The organism is Variovorax durovernensis, assembly GCF_977011995.1.
Genome location: NZ_CDRNCW010000001.1, coordinates 2,223,213 through 2,240,374 on the forward strand (window position 1 = coordinate 2,223,213; position 17,162 = coordinate 2,240,374).

13 protein-coding genes are annotated in these 17,162 nt (G+C 66.9%); 8 read left to right on the top strand and 5 right to left on the bottom strand.

What is annotated here, in order from left to right; translation table 11 throughout:
• Positions 1-2: 2 nt before the first annotated feature.
• From ACWV14_RS10610 to ACWV14_RS10625, 4 genes are all read right to left on the bottom strand, one after another.
• Positions 3-1,220 (bottom strand): beta-ketoacyl-[acyl-carrier-protein] synthase family protein, encoded by a 1,218-nt coding sequence (locus ACWV14_RS10610; protein WP_454906869.1) that lies wholly within the window; start codon positions 1,218-1,220, stop codon positions 3-5.
• The gene (locus tag ACWV14_RS10615) at positions 1,217-1,459 is read right to left on the bottom strand and encodes an acyl carrier protein (RefSeq protein ID WP_081270439.1); all 243 of its coding nucleotides are present in this window, start codon (positions 1,457-1,459) and stop codon (positions 1,217-1,219) included. The genes ACWV14_RS10610 and ACWV14_RS10615 overlap by 4 nt, the downstream gene beginning before the upstream one ends.
• A gap of 96 nt (positions 1,460-1,555) precedes the next feature.
• Complete coding sequence (locus ACWV14_RS10620; RefSeq protein ID WP_454906867.1) at positions 1,556-2,290, bottom strand: phosphatase PAP2 family protein; 735 nt, start codon at positions 2,288-2,290, stop codon at positions 1,556-1,558.
• Positions 2,291-2,348: 58 nt separating this feature from the next.
• On the bottom strand, positions 2,349-3,221 hold the full coding sequence (locus ACWV14_RS10625) for an AraC family transcriptional regulator (RefSeq protein WP_422085844.1): 873 nt from the start codon (positions 3,219-3,221) through the stop codon (positions 2,349-2,351).
• Positions 3,222-3,310: 89 nt separating this feature from the next.
• Here ACWV14_RS10625 and ACWV14_RS10630 point away from each other — a divergent pair, with 89 nt between their 5' ends.
• Genes ACWV14_RS10630 through ACWV14_RS10640 form a run of 3 tightly spaced genes read left to right on the top strand, consistent with a single transcriptional unit; the run spans position 3,311 to position 11,374 of the window.
• Entirely contained in the window at positions 3,311-4,561 is a 1,251-nt protein-coding gene (locus ACWV14_RS10630) for an MFS transporter (protein WP_454906864.1), read from the top strand.
• A 43-nt stretch (positions 4,562-4,604) separates the two neighbouring features.
• A complete protein-coding gene (locus tag ACWV14_RS10635) occupies positions 4,605-5,357 on the top strand; it encodes a sulfite exporter TauE/SafE family protein (RefSeq protein ID WP_454906862.1) in 753 nt (250 codons plus the stop codon).
• 38 nt (positions 5,358-5,395) lie between these two features.
• Positions 5,396-11,374: a DUF3320 domain-containing protein gene (locus ACWV14_RS10640; protein WP_454906860.1), complete on the top strand. Its 5,979-nt coding sequence runs from the start codon at positions 5,396-5,398 to the stop codon at positions 11,372-11,374.
• Positions 11,375-11,380: 6 nt separating this feature from the next.
• Here the strand turns inward: ACWV14_RS10640 and ACWV14_RS10645 are convergent, their stop codons facing one another.
• Positions 11,381-12,286 carry an AEC family transporter gene (locus tag ACWV14_RS10645; protein ID WP_454906858.1) on the bottom strand — a complete coding sequence of 302 codons (906 nt, stop codon included), beginning with the start codon at positions 12,284-12,286 and terminating at the stop codon, positions 11,381-11,383.
• Between the two features lie 117 nt (positions 12,287-12,403).
• Here ACWV14_RS10645 and ACWV14_RS10650 point away from each other — a divergent pair, with 117 nt between their 5' ends.
• The 5 genes from ACWV14_RS10650 (at position 12,404) to ACWV14_RS10670 (ending at position 17,124) form a co-directional block, all read left to right on the top strand.
• On the top strand, positions 12,404-13,378 hold the full coding sequence (locus tag ACWV14_RS10650) for a tripartite tricarboxylate transporter substrate binding protein BugE (RefSeq protein WP_454906856.1): 975 nt from the start codon (positions 12,404-12,406) through the stop codon (positions 13,376-13,378).
• 70 nt (positions 13,379-13,448) lie between these two features.
• The gene (xerD, locus tag ACWV14_RS10655; protein ID WP_454906854.1) at positions 13,449-14,360 is read left to right on the top strand and encodes a site-specific tyrosine recombinase XerD; all 912 of its coding nucleotides are present in this window, start codon (positions 13,449-13,451) and stop codon (positions 14,358-14,360) included.
• Positions 14,335-15,096 carry a DUF72 domain-containing protein gene (locus ACWV14_RS10660; protein WP_454906852.1) on the top strand — a complete coding sequence of 254 codons (762 nt, stop codon included), beginning with the start codon at positions 14,335-14,337 and terminating at the stop codon, positions 15,094-15,096. Before xerD ends, ACWV14_RS10660 begins: the two co-directional genes overlap by 26 nt.
• A gap of 20 nt (positions 15,097-15,116) precedes the next feature.
• Complete coding sequence (locus tag ACWV14_RS10665; RefSeq protein WP_454906850.1) at positions 15,117-16,097, top strand: Bug family tripartite tricarboxylate transporter substrate binding protein; 981 nt, start codon at positions 15,117-15,119, stop codon at positions 16,095-16,097.
• 34 nt (positions 16,098-16,131) lie between these two features.
• Complete coding sequence (locus tag ACWV14_RS10670; protein WP_454906848.1) at positions 16,132-17,124, top strand: Bug family tripartite tricarboxylate transporter substrate binding protein; 993 nt, start codon at positions 16,132-16,134, stop codon at positions 17,122-17,124.
• The last annotated feature ends 38 nt before the right edge of the window (positions 17,125-17,162 follow it).

Below are 17,162 nucleotides of genomic sequence, written 5' to 3' on the forward strand. Positions count from 1 at the left end.
GCCTAGGAAGCGTCCGGCCGGCGGAACAGCAGCACCGAGTTCGTGCCGCCGAAGGCGAAGGAATTGCTGACGGCGGCCTCGAGCGAAGGCGCCGCCGTGTCGCCCGGCTGCACCAGGTTCAGGCTGCATGCCGGGTCGATTTGCGTGCAGTGCGCATTGGGCGGCAACTGCCGCTCGTGCACTGCGAGCACGGTGATGAGCGCTTCGAGCGCGCCGGCCGCGCCCAGCATGTGGCCGTGCAGCGCCTTGGTCGAACTCACGCGCAGCGCGTCGAGGTCGTCGCCCCACACGTCGGCCAGCGCATTGCGCTCGACCACGTCGCCGATGCGTGTGGCCGTGCCGTGCGCATTGCAGTAGCCCACATCGCGCGGCTGCAGGCCGGCCTGGCGCAGTGCGGCGCGCAGTGCGCGGGCCTGGCCGGGGGCGTCGGGCTTTGTGAGGTGGGTGGCGTCGCTGCTCAGGCCCCAGCCGGCCAGCGTGGCGTAGCTGCGGGCGCCACGGGCGCGTGCGCGCTCGGCGGATTCCAGGATCAGGAAGGCCGCGCCTTCGCCCAGCACGAAGCCGCTGCGGTCGGCTGCAAAGGGCCGCACCGCGCCGGCCGCTTCGCCGGGCTGGAAGGTGGCGAGCGTCTGCATCGCCTGCCAGGCCAGCACCACGCCCGGCACGATCAGCGCTTCGCTGCCGCCGGCAATGGCGATGTCGACCTCGCCGCGCTGCACCGCCTTGGCCGCTTCGGCAATGGCTGCCGATGACGAGGCGCAGGCGACGGAATAGGTGAGCACCGGGCCCTGCACGCCCTGTCGCATTGCCACATGGGCGGCAGGCGCGTTGGGCATGAAGGCCGGAATGGTGAGCGGCGACACGCGGCCGTTGCCACGGTAGGCGGCCTCCAGTGCCGCCGCGCCGCCCATGCCGCAACCGGCGAAGACGCCGATGCGTTCGGGATCGGCATCGCCTGTGGCAATGCCCGCATCGCGCATCGCCAGGTCGGCCGCAGCCACGGCCAGCTGGCTCACGCGGTCGACGCCAGCGAGCTGCAGCTTGGTGAACCAGCGCGTTTCGTCGAAGGCGACGGTGGCTGCGGCGGCGGGCTTGGGGAGTTCGGGAAAGACGGGCTGGATGGCCGAGCGGCCTTGCAGCAAGGCCTGGAACAGCGCGCCCGGCGCGTCGCCGTGCGGCGCCATGACGCCCAGTCCGGTGACGGCGACCTCGTGGTTCACGCTGCCTTCGCTGCCCGGACCTTGTCGACCAGCGCCGCGAGTTCGGCCAGGGTGTCGATGTTCGCGTCCTCGTCGGGCATGGTGATGCCGAAGTGGTCTTCGATGGCGAACAGGAATTCGGCGAGCGCCAGCGAATCGAGTCCGCCGGTTTCCCGCATCGAGGCGTGTGGGTCGAGCTTCGACGGTTCGATGCCGTACTTCTCGTGGATCAGGTCCTGCAATTCCTTCAGCGAACTCATCGTGCGATGCCTGTCGTCATATGCTGCCGCTGATCGATTGCCACCCCTGCAGGGCATGCCATTGGATCGATCCCTTCCTCATTCCGGCTGTTGTGGTCAATGATGACCAATGATATCCGCTCCCACGTGAGGGGAATCCCCTCGCAAACGCTTCCCTGGCCGCCAGTACAGCGAGGGCAGGGCGAACACCACGCCCAGCAGGGCGCCCGCCGCCACGTCGAGCACCACATGCTGCTTGACTGCCAGCGTCGAGTAGGCAATGGCGGCGAACCAGGCCCAGTTCAGCACGCGCCACAGTGCCGGCGTGCGGGTTTCGCGCAGCACGTGCTCGATGCGGATGGCGGTGAAGATGGCCACCGCCACGTGCATCGAGGGACAGGCGTTGCCCGCCGCGTCCACACCCTGCAGCATGGCAAAGCCGGGGAAGCCGGACACGTCGATGGACAGCGGCGGAATCTGCGTCGGCCAGAAATAGAAGAGCCCCAGCCCGGTGATGCACAGCCCGCCGATCCACAGCCCGTAGACCAACAGCTCGCGGAATGTGAGCTGCAGCCCTGGCGCAATGCCGACGTAGAACCAGAGCGACAGGTAGGCGCCCAGTGCATAGGGCTGGAACGCGATGAGGTGGTCCAGCGGCGTCAGCGGCATCACCGTGATCGGGAACGACGGGTTGCGCAGCAGGTGGAAGTAGCCGATGAAGAACAGCCAGGTGAAGACCGTTGTGCCGACCGCCTTCAGCAGGAAATGGCGGCGTATGCGCAGCCAGATGTCGGCGGTCCATGTGGGCGCCGGGGCTTCGGGCGCCAGCTGCAGGGGGATCGGTGAATGCATGGTGTCGGTCGCCGATCTTGCCAGAGCGGCATGACCCGCCGCGCGATGCCTTGCCGGTTCAGCTGGCGACGGCGCGCTTGCGGTGCTGGAACGAGGTCGGCGAGCGGCCGGTCGCCGCCTTGAACATGGCGCAGAAGGCGCTGTCGGTGGCATAGCCGCTGGCTGCCGCCACCTGGCTCACGGCCATGCCGCGGGCCAGCAGCGGCAGCGCATGCGCCATCACGGCCTGCTGGCGCCATTGCTGCCAACTCATGCCGAGCTGGTCGCGAAACAGGCGCGCCACCGTGCGCTCGCTCGCACCGATGGTGGCAGCGCGCTCGGCCAGCGTGGCGCGGTCGGCCGGGTTGCGCAGCAGCGCCTCGCAGAGTTGTCGCAGGCGCTTGTCGGCGGGCAGCGGCACGTCGATGCGGATCTGCGTGGCGCGCTCTACCTCGTCCACCAGAAGCGGCGCGATCATGCGTTCGCGCTGAGGCGCATGCGGGTCGGCAGGTGGCAGGCCGTCGGGCGTGGTGTCGAGCGCGAGCATCAGTGCACGCAGCAGCGGGCTGATCTCGAGCACCTCGCACTTCTCCCAGGTGGGAGCGATCCAGGCGTGCAGGTAGACGGTGCGCAGTTCCGCGTCCTCGATCAGCGTGATGCTGTGCGGCATGTTGGCCGGCACCCAGAGCGCGCGCGAGGGCGGCACGATGTAGCTGCCGTCCTGCGTGCTGAGCCGGATCACGCCGCGGGTGGAGAAGGTGAGCTGGGGCCACGGGTGCTCGTGCAGCTCGACCAGGGTGTCGGCGCTCAGGAAATGCTCCTTGGCGCGCAGCGGTCGCACCGCGTCGGGGGCGTAGAGATGCGGCGTGAGCGGACCGACGCTGTTGGCCGGCGCGGTCGCGGGAGCAGTCGCGAAAGAAGGAGAGGCGGCGGGGGAGGCGGCGCTTGGCATGGTTTCGACAAATGTTGTCGCTGTATCGGCATTCTGCCGCGTCCCCGCCGCATAGGATCGAAGCCCGCCCCGGTTTTTTGTAGCAATCCATGTCCTCTTCATCCTCCGCCGCCGTTCCGCCCACCACCTTGCGCACCGACGCCAAGCTGATCGGGCTGGTCGGCCTGGCCCATGCGGTCAGCCACTTCAGCCAGCTCATCCTGGCGCCTTTGTTTCCCTGGCTGAAAGACGCGTTCAACGTGAGCTTCGTCGAACTGGGCGCGGTGCTCACTGTGTTCTTCGTGGTCTCGTGCATCGTGCAGGCGGCCTCGGGCTTCATCGTCGACAAGCTGGGCCCGCGCCCGGTGCTGTTCGTCGGGCTGGGTGCGTTGGGGCTCGCGGCTTTCGGCTACGCAGCTGCGCAGAGCTACTGGATGCTGCTTGTGTGCGCGGTGGTCGGCGGCATCGGCAACGGCGTGTTCCACCCGGTCGACTACACGCTGTTCAACCGCAAGGTCGCACCCACGCGGCTGGGCCATGCCTACAGCGTGCACGGCATCACCGGCAGCCTGGGCTGGGCGCTGGCGCCGGCCTTCGTGGTGCCGATTGCGATGGCGTACTCGTGGCGCGTGGCGCTGGCGTCGGCGGGTGTCGTGGCCGTCGTGGTGCTGCTGGTGCTGTGGGTCTACCGCATCGTGTTGTCGCTCGACGCGGCGGCCGTGCACAAGGCCACCGGGCAGGGCGAGCCCGCGCCTGCCGGCGGCGAGTTCGACTTCCTGCGCATTCCCGCGGTGTGGATGTGCTTCGGTTTCTTCTTCTTCTATGCCGCGGTGATCAGCGTGGTGCAGACCTTCGCGCCGGCGGCTGCGGGCCACCTGCACGCGGTGCCGCTGGCGCTGGTGGCGGTGTGCCTCACGGTCTACATGGTGGCCAGCGCGGCCGGCATGGTGGTGGGCGGCTTTCTCGCGTCCGATCCGTCGCGCTGCGAGCGCATCGTGGGCGCGGGCTTCGGCGTGGCCGCCATGCTGGCCTTGGTGCTGGCCTTCGCTGACTTCCCGCCGATCGTGGTGCCGGTTCTGTTCGGCATGATGGGTTTCGTCTCCGGCGTGGCCGGCCCTTCGCGCGACCTGCTGGTGAAGAAGTCGACCCCGCCCAACGCCACCGGCCGCGTCTATGGCGTGGTGTACGCGGGCCTGGACATCGGGCAGGCCGTGGCGCCGCTGGTGTTCGGCCGGCTGATGGACCACGGGCAGTACACGAGCGTCATCGTCGGCCTGGCGGTGGTGCAGGGCGTGCTGATTGCCAGCGCCTTCAATGTGCGCCGGGTGCGCCGCACGGCGCTGGTGCCGGCTTCCGCCTGAGCCTCTGCCGGCTTGTTGAACAGCGGCCGATATCATCGGCCGCATGCAAGCCTTGTATGTGTCAGTGATCGCCGGTGCAGTGCTGGCGGGCTTCGTGCAGGGCCTGTCCGGCTTTGCGTTCGGCATGGTGGCCATGTCGGTGTGGGCCTGGACGCTGGAGCCTCAGCTGGCTGCGCTGCTTGCACTCTTCGGTGCGCTCACCGGGCAGGTGATTGCCGCCGTCACCGTACGCCGCGCCTTCGACAGGAGCCTGCTGTGGCCCTTCGTGCTCGGCGGACTCGTGGGCGTGCCTTTCGGTGTGTGGCTGCTGCCGCACCTGGACCTCGTGGTCTTCAAGCTGTGCCTTGGCGTGCTGCTGGTGCTGTGGTGCCCGGCCATGCTGGTGTCGCAGCACCTGCCGAAGATCGCCTTCGGCGGTCGCGTGGCGGACGGCGTGGCCGGTGCCATCGGTGGCGCGATGGCCGGCATCGGCGGTTTCTCGGGGACCATTCCCACGCTGTGGTGCACGCTGCGCGGCTTCCAGCGCGATACGCAGCGCGCGGTGATCCAGAACTTCAACCTGTCGATGCTGGCGGTGGCATTTGCGATTCATCTCGCGAGTGGCAGTATCGGGCGTTCGACCGTGCCGCTGCTGGCCGTGGTGGCGCTGGCCGTCGCGGTGCCCGTGCTGCTCGGCGCGCGGCTTTATGTGGGCATCAGCGAGGCGGCGTTTCGCAAGCTGGTGTTGGGCCTGCTGACCGCCTCGGGCATGGCGATGCTGGCGTCGGCTGTGCCGGCGATGCTGCAGCGTTTCTGAAGAATTGCCTTGCTCCAATAAAAATGAGGGATCCGCCTATGAATGCGCAGGACAGCGCCGAGTCTTCGGGAACGGACGTGGCTGTTACGTCGGAACCCTCCAATTTCCTCCAGGCCATGCTCATCGAAGTCGAGGCCGATACAACGCTGGGCTACGCCTCCATTCAGAACTCCGTGCCGGTCATCCGCTCGCTGCGTTTGACGAACACCGGCTCCGAGGCATTGGAAGACATTGAAGTTCTGGTGGGATGCAATCCCCGCTTTGCGGAAGGCGTCAAGCTGCGTTTCGACCGTCTGGGGCCGAGCGAATCACGGCGAATCTCTCCGCTTGATCTGCGGCCGGACCACGCGTACCTGGCCGAACTACAGGAGGCCCTCACTGCATCGATCACGATCACCGCGCATGCCGGCAACCTGGAAGTCGCGCGTGCGGACCACTCGGTGCAGGTGCTTGCCTATGACCAATGGGCCGGCACCCGTGCCCTGCCCGAACTCCTGGCTGCGTTTTGCATGCCGAACAACCCGGCCGTCGACGTGCTGGTCGGCAAGGCCGCGAGCCTTCTCAGAACTGCCCACTCCGAACTTTCGATGGACGGCTACCAGTCCAAGAGCCGTGATGTCGTCTGGAAGCAGATATCCGCCATCTACAGCACCATCGCTGCTGCGGGGTTGCACTACGCGGAGCCGCCTGCTTCATTCGGCACCGACGGTCAGAAGATTCGCACGCCCGACCGCATTCTCGACACCAGCGTGGCGACATGCCTCGACCTTGCGATGCTTTTTGCCTCCTGCTTCGAGCAGGCCGGATTGCGTGCCGTCGTGCTTTTCAAGGAAGGACACGCCTGGGTGGGGGTCTGGCTTCATCCGGCGAGTTTTCCTGACCCTCTGACCGACGACGTGCAGGCCGTACGCAAGCGGGTCGACAGCGGCGAATTGCTTGTGTTCGAGACCACGGGCGTGGCGCTGCACGCCAGCCACCGTCCGACGCTTCGCATCGCGATGGAACAGGGCAATGCGCACCTTCTCGAAGAGGAGGCGTTTCGCTACGCGGTGGACATTCATCGTGCGCGCGAAGTGCAGATCCGGCCGCTGCCTTCGAAGGCCGCATCGCCGAAGCGGGCGGACGGTGATCCGCTGGAAGAAGCGCCTGCCGGCATCGAGTCGATGCCTCCCATGCCGGACCTGGATGTCGGCGCATTGGTGCCCCTGGACCTGAGCTACGCCGACACACCGGAAGGCCGCCTGTCGAAATGGAAGTCACGGCTGCTGGACCTGACGCTTCGGAACAAGCTCCTGAATTTCAAGGCGACGAAGACGACGCTGCAATTCGTGGCCCCCGACCTTGCGCGGCTCGAAGATGTCTTGTCCGAAGGCAAGGACTTCAAGGTCCGGGCGCTGCCGTCGATCATGGAAGGCGCAGACCCGCGCATGGCGCAGGTTCATGCCGACCGCAACGGTCGCACGCCGTTGGACGATATGGCGCTCGAGGCGCTGTCGAATCGCGACTTGCTGGCGAAGGTCGCCCAGGAAGAACTGGACGGCCGTCTCCTGGCCATTCATACAGCGGCGCGCACGGGCCTCGAAGAAGGCGGTGCCAATACCCTTTACCTGGCCATCGGCCTGTTGCAATGGACCGAGGACGAGAAGTCCGAGCGCAGGAACGTCGCGCCCATCCTTCTGGTGCCTGTCACTTTGCAGCGCCAGTCCGTGCGCTCGGGTTTCAGGCTTGCCCGGCACGACGACGAAGCCATCGTCAATCCGACGCTCCTTCAGTTCCTCAAGGCGAACTTCGAGTTGCGGATTGCGGGGCTGGACACGCTGCCCGTCGACGAGAAGGGCATCGACGTGAACCGCGTGCTGCAGGCTTTCCGCCTGGCCGTTGCCGAGATCAAGAAGTGGGAGGTTCGCGAGGAAGCGCACCTGGGCCTTTTCTCCTTCACCAAGTACCTGATGTGGAAGGACCTGCAAGACCGCACGGACCAGCTCAGGGCCAATCGCGTGGTGCGGCATCTCATCGACAACCCGGGCCAGCCGTTCGTGCGCGACGGGGAGGCGGGTGAGTTCGAGCGACTGGACCAGCTCTACAAGCCGCAGGACATCCTGGCGCCGCTGCTCTCGGACTCCTCCCAGTTGAAGGCCATCTGCGCGGTCGATACCGGACGCGATCTCGTGCTGGAGGGGCCACCGGGCACGGGCAAGAGCCAGACCATCGCGAACATCATTGCCCACAGCCTCGGGAAGGGAAAAACCGTTCTCTTCGTGTCCGAAAAGATGGCCGCGCTGTCGGTCGTTCACCGGCGGCTCACCGCCATCGGGCTGGGGCCGTTCTGCCTGGAACTGCATTCCTCGAAGTCGAAAAAAGCCGAGGTGCTGCAGCAACTGGGAAGCGCGCTGGACATGGCCGGCCAGCGCACGACCGACGACTGGTCCCGGGAGGCGGAGCGTCTTGCACAGCTGCGTCAAGACCTCAATGGCCTCGTCGATGCCTTGCACCGGAGCTACCCCAACGGCCTGACGGTGTTCGACGCGATCGGCACCTGCTTGGGCCATGCCGGCAAGGAGCCTTCGGCGATGCCCTGGGCCGATGCACTGACGCACAAGCGCGACGACCTCGACCGGCTGCGGGAAAGCTCGCGCAGCATGGCCGCGCTGGCGGGTTCCATCGGCGGACTGAACGGGCATCCGCTCAGCCTCGTCGGCATGACGCAATGGAGTCCGACCTGGGGAGACGATCTGCTGGTCGCCTGCCAGGAACTGGCTCGCGTGACGACGGTGCTGCATGCCAAGGCCCAGGCGCTCGAGCCGGTCCTGGGCGAGGGACTCACGGGTTTGAGCATGGATGGCTATGCCAACCTGGATGCCCTGGCCGATACTTTGCTCGCGGCACCCAAGGTTCCCGCAAGCCTTGCCCGGCAAGCACACGATCCCTCGGCGCGCGCGCGCGTCCAGGCGCTGGTGAAGCACGGCGCGGCCCGTGCCAGGCATTGGGCGAGCATCGGTTCCGGCTGGACGCCGCAACTCGCCAAGCTCAATGGTGCCGAACTGCTCGCGAACTGGTCCGCCGCGAAGGCTTCCTGGTGGCTGAAGGCGCTGCTGGGCAAGCGCGCAGTCACGGCGAAACTGGCGGCCTTCCGTGAAGACATGAAGCGACCGCAGGCCGCACAGGTCGACGCGATGCTGCGGCCGCTGGTCGAGTTGAACGAGGAAGACCTGGTGCTGCAGTCGATGCAGGCAGATGCACAGGCGCTGCTCGAAGGCGCCTACGACGGCATCCATACGGATTGGCAGTCGTTGGCATCCCATGAAGAATGGGCCGGGCAGTTCGCGCAGGCGGTGTCCCGGGTCGCGGCCGGAGACGAACAACGCGCGCAGGCTTTAAGAGCCGCCCTGTCGCCGCTCGTCGCTGAAAACCGCGCGGCGCTGGAGCCCGGTGCGAAAGTCGGGCAAGCTCTTCTCGATTTTCGAAGCGCGCTGCGCGATATGCGCCAGAAGCTCGACACGCTGAATGACACCGCGAAGCCGGTGGCTCCCCTCGCCGGCCCCGGTCACGCAGACGGCGCGCTCGAACGCATCCAGGGCGTCGTGGCCAGCTGGCAATCGGCCAGGCAGCGTTTGCAGGCGTGGTGCCTTTGGCGCAATGCACGAGAGCATGCCATCGCGCAAGGGTTGCAGGGGTTGGTGTCCGACCTCGAGCGCGGCCTTGTCGGCCTGAGCGAGGTGGCGCAGCACTTCGAATTCAGCTATCGAAACTGGTGGGCCAAAAAGGCCATTGACATCGATCCGATTCTTCGCAACTTCGCCAGTGCCGATCACGAACGCAAGATCGGTGAGTTCAGGGTCGCGGATGCCAATTTCCAGAAGCTCACGGAGCGCTATCTCGCCGCGACCCTGGCCGGAAAAATCCCGTCCGCCGCCGGCGTCGAGGCGAAGGCCAGCCCGGAAATGGGCCGGCTCCTGCGCGAGCGCCAGAAGCAGCGTGCGCACATGCCCGTGCGCCAACTCGTGCAGGCCATGCCCACGCTGCTGCCCAGGCTGAAGCCGTGCCTGCTGATGTCGCCTCTCTCGGTGTCGCAGTATCTGGACGCGGGGTTCTCCCAATTCGACCTGGTCATCTTCGACGAGGCGTCCCAGATCCCCGTGTGGGACGCGATTGGCGTGATCGCACGCGGCAGGCAGCTCGTGGTCGTAGGAGACCCGAAGCAGTTGCCGCCCACCAATTTCTTCAACAAGTCATCCGACAGCGACGAGGCAACGGGTGATGACGAACGTGTCGAAGACCTGGAAAGCATCCTGGACGAATGCCTTGGCGCGGGCATGAACAAGCTCAGCCTCAAGTGGCACTACCGCAGCCGCCACGAAAGCCTCATCACCTTCAGCAACCACCGCTACTACGACGACTCCCTGGTCACATTCCCTTCCCCGGTGACCGATGACGTGGCTGTCCGGTTCCAGCGCGTCGCAGGTGTCTATGACCGCGGCGGCAGCAGAACGAACCGAGCCGAGGCCGAAGCCATCGTCGAGGGCATCGAGGCGCATTTCCTGAATCCAAAGAAGCGGGACCTGACCTTGGGGGTAGTCACGTTCAACCAGACCCAGCAAGCACTCATCGACACTTTGCTGGACGCACGCCGTCGTGCCAGTCCGGATCTGGACCGCGCCATCGCGGCGCAAACGGGTGAAAAGCTGTTCGTCAAGAATCTGGAGAACGTCCAGGGCGATGAACGCGACATCATCTTTTTCTCGATCACCTACGGACCGGACGCCGCCGGCAAGACGACGATGAACTTCGGGCCGCTCAACGGCGAAGGCGGCCATCGCCGGTTGAACGTCGCCATCTCCCGGGCGCGGGAAGCCGTGGTCATCTACAGCACGCTGATGCCCGAGCAGATCGATCTGGCACGGGTGCGCGCTGCGGGTGTCAGAGATCTGAAGCACTACCTCGAGTTCGCCATTCGCGGTTCGAGAGCGCTGGCCGAACAGAGCGTGCCGACGGGCATGGACCCGGAGAGCCCATTCGAAATCGCGGTAATCAAGGTCTTGCGCGATATGGGCTGGACAGTGCATCCCCAGGTCGGCTGCTCGGGCTATCGCATCGACATGGCCGTCGTGGATCCGCGTGCGCCCGGCCGCTACCTGGTCGGCATCGAGTGCGATGGCAGGGCCTATCACTCCGGTGCCACCGCGCGCGATCGCGACCGGCTCAGGCAATTGGTTCTCGAAGGGCTTGGGTGGCGGATTCACCGCATCTGGTCGACGGACTGGTGGATGAACATCGAAGCGGAGGTCCGGAAGCTCTCGCTGCTGCTTCAATCGCTCGTCGAGGAGGAGGACGGCGGCGATGATGCGGACAAGCCAGCCGTCGTGCCCGACGTCGATCCGTTCGAGCAGCCCTCGGAAGCGCGGCCTGCGGCAGCGGTGGGGGCGGTGGCCGAATCCAGCGCCGGTGCACATGATGCGGGTCGTCGCATCTACACACCTGCGACCGTTGCGGCGGGCGATCCGGTGGCTTTCTATGGTGCCGCGTCAGCGCAACGGCTCTCCGAGCAGCTTCAGTCAGTGATCGATGCGGAAGGGCCGTTGCCGGAGTCGACGCTCTTCAAGCGCGTGGCACGCGCCTGGGGGCTCGAGCGTACCGGGCCCCGGATCGTCGATCGGCTCAAGGCGCTGGTGCCGCACGCGCTACCGCGAACTACGGAAGCCCACGAAACCTTCTATTGGCCCGCCCATGCCGAACCGTACGCCTGGGATGCGTTTCGCATCGCCGATGCAACGGACGGGTCCAAGCGGCATGTCACCGAGGTCTGTATCGAGGAGGTGGCTGCGCTGGTGCTTCACGTCGTGCGCGAGGCGGGAACGCCGGCGCGCTCGGACACCGCCAGGGCCGTGTGTCGTCTGTTGGGCATGTCGCGAATGCCTGCGGATGCAGAACGCCGTGTCATGGATGCGGTGGAAGCGCTGGTTGCAGCGAAACGGGTGAGTGAGACGTCCGGTGCGTTGCGCCTCTACCAGGGGGCCTGACTCGGCCTACCTCGGCAACGCCAGCGCGAACGGCAGGCTCAACACCCCCAGCAAGGTCGACAGCGTCACCAACCCCGCCACATAAGCCCCGTTGCATCCCATCCGCGCAGCCAGCACATAAGCACTCGAAGCAGTCGGCACGGCCGAAAAAGCCATCAGCACAGAAGCCTGCATCGCATCGAGCCGCAGCGCCAGCGCCAGCCCCCATGCAACCAGCGGCAGGACGAGATGCCGTATGGCCAGTATCGAAACCGCCAGCACCTTGCCCGTGCCCAGCGTCGAGAACTTCATGCCCGCGCCCGCGGCCAGCAGCCCCAATGCGAGCGACGCGGCACCGATGCGCGTGAGCGTCGGCGTGGCCCAGCCCGGCACGGTGAGCCCCAGCACGTTGGCCAGCAGCCCTGCGACCGTCGCGACGATCAGCGGGTTGCGCACCAGTTGAGGCAAGAAGCCGGTCTGCGCATGACGCGTCATCGGCCACACGGCCGCGATGTTGAAGATGGGCACGCACACGCCGATCAGCACCGCAATGAGCAGCAGGCCTTCGGACCCCGCCAGCCGCTCGGCCAGCGCGAGGCAGATGAAGGAGTTGAAACGGAACGCGACCTGGGCGCTGGCCGCGTGGTCGCGGCGGTCGATGTGCGAGCCGATGCCGGGCATGAAGGGCAGTGCGTAGGCCAGCCCGATGCCGACCGCGCCGATGCACAGGCCCGCGATCAGCAGGTTCGACGTCGCGCCGAAGTCCAGCGGGCTGCGCACGATCGAGTGGAACAGCAGCACAGGAAAAAGAAAGTAGTAGACCAGGCTCTCGACCTGGTCCCACACGCGGCGGTCGAGGGCGGTGTAGCGGCACAGGAGCCAGCCGATGGCGATGAGGGAAAAGTCGGGGAAGAGCAGCTGCGCATAGTTCACCGCTTCGAGGATAAACCGGACGGACCATGGGTAATCCACAGCACGGATGCAGCCCGTGAGCCGCTAGCATCCGGGCTTTCGTTTTTTCGACATCAAAGTCAAGTCAAGGAGTTTTCGATGCAACGTCGTCAATGGAGCGCTCTGGTGGGCGCCGCCGCGCTGGTCGCGGTAGCGGGCCCGAGCTTCGCGCAGGGATACCCCAGCAAGCCCGTGGAGCTGAGCGTGCCCTTCGCCCCGGGCGGCACGACCGACATCGTGGCGCGCGTGATCTCCGACCCGCTGGGCAAGGTGCTGGGCCAGCCGGTGGTGGTGATCAACCGCGCCGGTGGCGGCGGCATCGTGGGCGCGGCCGAGACGGCACGCGCCACGCCCGACGGCTACAAGCTAGGCATTGCCACGGTGTCGAGCACGGCGGCCAACCCGGCCATCAACCCGAAGACGCCGTACGACCCGATCAACGACTTCACGCCGATCATCAACATCGCGGCCACGCCGAACATCATTGCGGTCAACCCGAGCTTCCCGGCCAAGAACTACGCCGAGTTCGTGGCCGAGCTGAAGAAGAACCCCGGCAAGTACTCGTATGCCTCGTCGGGCACGGGCGGCATCGGCCACCTGCTGATGGAGCTGTACAAGAGCCTGACCAACACCTTCGTTACGCACATCCCGTACCGCGGCGCGGGCCCGGCGCTGAACGACGTGGTGGCCGGCCAAGTGCCGATCATGTTCGACAACATCCCCTCGGCCATGCCCTTCATCACCAGCGGCCGGCTGATCCCGATCGTGGTGTCCGCGCCCCAGCGCCTGGCCGCGCTGCCCAACGTGCCTACCTTCAAGGAAGTGGGCCTGGAGCCGGTGAACCGCATGGCCTACTACGGCATCCTCGGCCCCAAGGGCCTGCCGAAGGAAGTGGTCGAGAAGATCAGCGCCGGCGTGAAGAAGGCGGTGGAAGAACCTGCGGTGCGCAAGCGCATCGAGGACACGGGCTCGCTGATCGTGGCCAATTCGCCCGAGCAGTTCGCCGCGCAGATCAAGGCCGAGTACGAGGTCTACAAGGAAGTCGTGAAGAAGCAGAACCTGAAGCTCGACTGAGCCGGGTATTCTTTCGACTGAAGCCGCCCGTGCCCCGGGCGGCTTTTTCTTTTTTGCTATCTTGCAACGCATGACCGAGGCCGCCGCCGCACCCACACCCGATATCGACGATTTCATCGACGCCCTCTGGCTCGAGGACGGGTTGTCGAAAAACACGCTGGCCGCCTACCGCCGCGACCTCGCGCTGTTCGCGCAGTGGCTGGGCGCGCAGCAAGGCGGCGCCACGCTCGCCACCGCGAGGGAGACCGACCTGCAGGCCTACATGGGCGCGCGGCTCACCAACAAGGGCAAGGCGACGTCGGCCAACCGCCGGCTCACGGTGTTCAAGCGCTACTACCGCTGGGCGCTGCGCGAGCGGCGCATCACGGCCGACCCGAGCATCCGTCTCATGCCTGCGCGCCAGATGCCGCGCGCCATCAAGACGCTGTCGGAGAAGCAGGTCGACGACCTGCTGGCCGCGCCCGATGTCGAATCGCCGCTGGGCCTGCGCGACCGCGCCATGCTGGAACTGATGTACGCGAGCGGGTTGCGCGTGAGCGAACTGGTGGCGCTCAAGGCCATCGACATGAGCCTGAACGACGGCGTGCTGCGCGTGCTGGGCAAGGGCAGCAAGGAGCGGCTGGTGCCCTTCGGTGGTGAGGCGCGGCGCTGGATCGAACGCTACCTGGAGGAATCGCGCCCCGCGATCCTCGACGGCCAGCAGACGCCCGACCTGTTCGTCACAGCGCGCGGCGCGGGCATGACGCGGGTGATGTTCTGGATCATCGTGAAGAAGCACGCGACCGCGGCGGGCATCCACGTGCCGCTGTCGCCGCACACGCTGCGCCACGCCTTTGCCACGCACCTGCTGAACCACGGGGTCGACCTGCGCGCGGTGCAACTGCTTCTGGGGCACGCTGACATCTCGACCACCACCATCTACACGCATGTGGCGCGCGAGCGCCTGAAGCAGCTTCATGCGAAGCACCACCCACGCGGTTGAGCATTTGCAGGCCTGGCGCATCGGCTGCGCCGGATGGAGCCTGCCGCGCGCGCTGTGGCCGGTGTTTCCGCCCGAAGGTTCGCACTTGGAGCGCTATGCGCAGCGCTTCGACGCGGTCGAGATCGACACCTCGTTCTACCGGCCGCACCGGTGCGAGACCTACGAACGCTGGGCCGCGAGCACGCCCGAGGGGTTTCGCTTTGCGGTCAAGCTGCCGAAGGCGGTGACGCACGAATGCCGGCTGGTCGAAGCGATGCCGGCGTTCGAAGAATTTGCCGCGCAGGTCGAGGGCCTCGGGAACAAGCTCGGTGCGCTGGTGGTGCAGTTGCCGCCCAGCCTGGCGTTCGATGCCGGAGTGGTGCGCAGGTTTTTCGCCGCACTGCGGCGCAGGCACCCGGGCGCGGTGGTGCTGGAACCCCGTCATCGCAGCTGGTTCACGCCGCAGGTCGACGGGCTGCTGTCTGATTTCGAGGTAGCCCGTGTGCTCGCAGACCCGGTGCTGTTCGACGAAGCCGCGGCCCCCGGCGGCTGGCCCGGCCTTGTCTATCTGCGGCTGCACGGCTCGCCGCGGCGCTACTGGTCTGCCTACGACGACGACTTGCTTGCGCGGCTCGCGCAGCGGCTGCAGCTCGCGAAGGAAGAGGGCGCGCAGTGCTGGTGCGTGCTCGACAACACGGCCGGCGGCGAGGCGACAGGCAACGCGCTGACGCTGCTGCGGCTGCTACAGAATCAATGATCAACAAGAGGAGACGGAACGTGAAATTCAACAGACTCAGCGCCGGCCTTGGCCTTGGCTTGGCAATGGCCGCAGCTGCAGGCCTCGCCGCCGCACAAGGCTTTCCGGGCGCCAAGCCCATTCGCCTGATCGTCGGCTATCCGCCCGGCGGCGGCATCGACTTTGCGGCGCGCACGGTGCAGGTGCCGCTGCAGGAGGCGCTGAAGCAGCAACTTGTGGTCGACTACAAGCCCGGCGCCAGCGGCATGATCGCGGCCACCGAACTCACGCGCCAGCCCGCCGACGGCTACACGCTGCTGCTGGCCAACACCGGGCCTTTCGCCATCGCGCCTTACCTGCAGAGCAAGCCGCCGTACGACCCGATCAAACAGTTCACCTACATCGGGCAGATCAGCCAGGGCAGCTACATCGCGGTGACGCGGCCCGACCATCCGGCCAAGAACCTCAAGGAGTTCGTGGCGTGGGCCAAGGGGCAGCCGGGCAAGGTCAACTTTGCCTCGGGCGGCAACGGCACATCGACACACCTGAACGGCGAGCTGATGAACCAGGTGACGGGGCTCGACATGACGCATGTGCCCTACAAGGGCAGCGCGCCGGCGGTGCAGGACCTGATCGGCGGGCAGACGCAGATCCTCATCGACGCGGGCAGCGTGCTGCTGCCGCAGGTGAAGGGCGGCAAGCTCAAGGCGCTGGCCGTGACCGGCCCGGTGCGCGACCCGCAGTTGCCCGACGTGCCGACCGTGAAGGAACTGGGGCTGGCGGGCATGGAGTCGGTCGGCTTCCAGGGGCTGGTGGGGCCGGCGAACATGCCCAAGGAGGTCGTCGAGCGGCTGTCGGGCGAGTTGGCCAGGGCGCTGGCGCAGCCGGAGATCAAGGCCAAGTTCGCGACGGCGGGGGCCGAGGTGCATTCGCTCGGCCCGGTCGAGTTCGGGGCCTTCGTGAAGGCGGACAATGAGAAGTGGTCCAGGCTGATCAAGGAGCGAAAGCTGCAGCTGGACTGACGCAATCACGCAGACGACCCGATCCACAGACACCATGAATTTCCTCGCTTCCTCGAAGCCATCGCGCCGCACGGCGACCCGACTCCTCGCCGCCGCCGCGCTGTGCGCCGCTTCCGGCGCCTACGCGCAGGCCGTGCCCAGGACCGTGCGGCTCATCGTCGCCTACCCGGCGGGCGGCGTGAGCGACGTGGTCGCGCGGGCACTGGGCGACCGGCTCGCGGCGCAGATGGGCATCACGGTGATCGTGGACAACCGGGCCGGCGCAAGCGGCGCCATCGGCATGGACGCGGTGGCCAAGGCCGCGCCCGACGGCGCGACGCTGGGCTTCTCGGCCATCAGCCCGCTGGTGCTGAGCCCGCACCTCGGCAAGCTGCCCTTCGATCCTCTGAAGGACGTGGTGCCAGTGGCCAGCGTGATGTATTCGCCGGTGCTGCTGATCGCCACGCCGGCCAGCAAGGCCAAGGACTTCAAGGCGCTGATCGACGACGCCAAGGCGCACCCGGGCGCTGTGCGCTGGGCCACGTCCGGTCCGGCGTCGCTGGGCCACATCGTGCTGGAGCAACTGCACGCGGCGGCGGGCGTGGACATCACGCACGTGCCGTACAAGGGCGGCGGCCAGCAGCTCAACGACGCGATCGGCGGGCAGTTCGAGATTCTCTCGACCAACGCGAGCCCGACGCTGTCGTCGCACATCCAGTCGGGCAAGCTGCGCCCGCTGGCAGTGGGAGCACCGGCCCGGCTGGAGAGCCTGCCGCAGGTGCCCACGCTGGGCGAGCTGGGCTACAAGGCGGCCAACATCAACTCGCTGTTCGGCGTGTTCGCGCCGGCCGCCACGCCGGCTGCGCTGGTCGCGCGGTACAACGCCGAGATCAACAAGGCGCTGGCGAGCCCCGAGCTGCGCGCCAAGCTCACGGCCACCGACAACGTGCCGACCGGCGGCACCTCGGCAGCCTTTGCGAAGGAAATCGCCAGCGAATTCGAAAGCAACGGCCGCATCATCAAGGCGGCGAACATCAAGGCCGACTGAGCCGCCTCGAACCAGCTGACGCCTGGAAGACACCTGCG

Excerpts from the sequence above, each read along its gene's own strand:
- ACWV14_RS10615 (WP_081270439.1), bottom strand. The coding sequence starts at position 1,459 with ATGAGTTCGCTGAAGGAATTGCAGGACCTGATCCACGAGAAGTACGGC.
- ACWV14_RS10620 (WP_454906867.1), bottom strand. The coding sequence starts at position 2,290 with ATGCATTCACCGATCCCCCTGCAGCTGGCGCCCGAAGCCCCGGCGCCC.
- ACWV14_RS10625 (WP_422085844.1), bottom strand. The coding sequence starts at position 3,221 with ATGCCAAGCGCCGCCTCCCCCGCCGCCTCTCCTTCTTTCGCGACTGCT.
- ACWV14_RS10630 (WP_454906864.1), top strand. The coding sequence starts at position 3,311 with ATGTCCTCTTCATCCTCCGCCGCCGTTCCGCCCACCACCTTGCGCACC.
- ACWV14_RS10635 (WP_454906862.1), top strand. The coding sequence starts at position 4,605 with ATGCAAGCCTTGTATGTGTCAGTGATCGCCGGTGCAGTGCTGGCGGGC.
- ACWV14_RS10640 (WP_454906860.1), top strand. The coding sequence starts at position 5,396 with ATGAATGCGCAGGACAGCGCCGAGTCTTCGGGAACGGACGTGGCTGTT.
- ACWV14_RS10650 (WP_454906856.1), top strand. The coding sequence starts at position 12,404 with ATGCAACGTCGTCAATGGAGCGCTCTGGTGGGCGCCGCCGCGCTGGTC.
- xerD (WP_454906854.1), top strand. The coding sequence starts at position 13,449 with ATGACCGAGGCCGCCGCCGCACCCACACCCGATATCGACGATTTCATC.
- ACWV14_RS10660 (WP_454906852.1), top strand. The coding sequence starts at position 14,335 with ATGCGAAGCACCACCCACGCGGTTGAGCATTTGCAGGCCTGGCGCATC.
- ACWV14_RS10670 (WP_454906848.1), top strand. The coding sequence starts at position 16,132 with ATGAATTTCCTCGCTTCCTCGAAGCCATCGCGCCGCACGGCGACCCGA.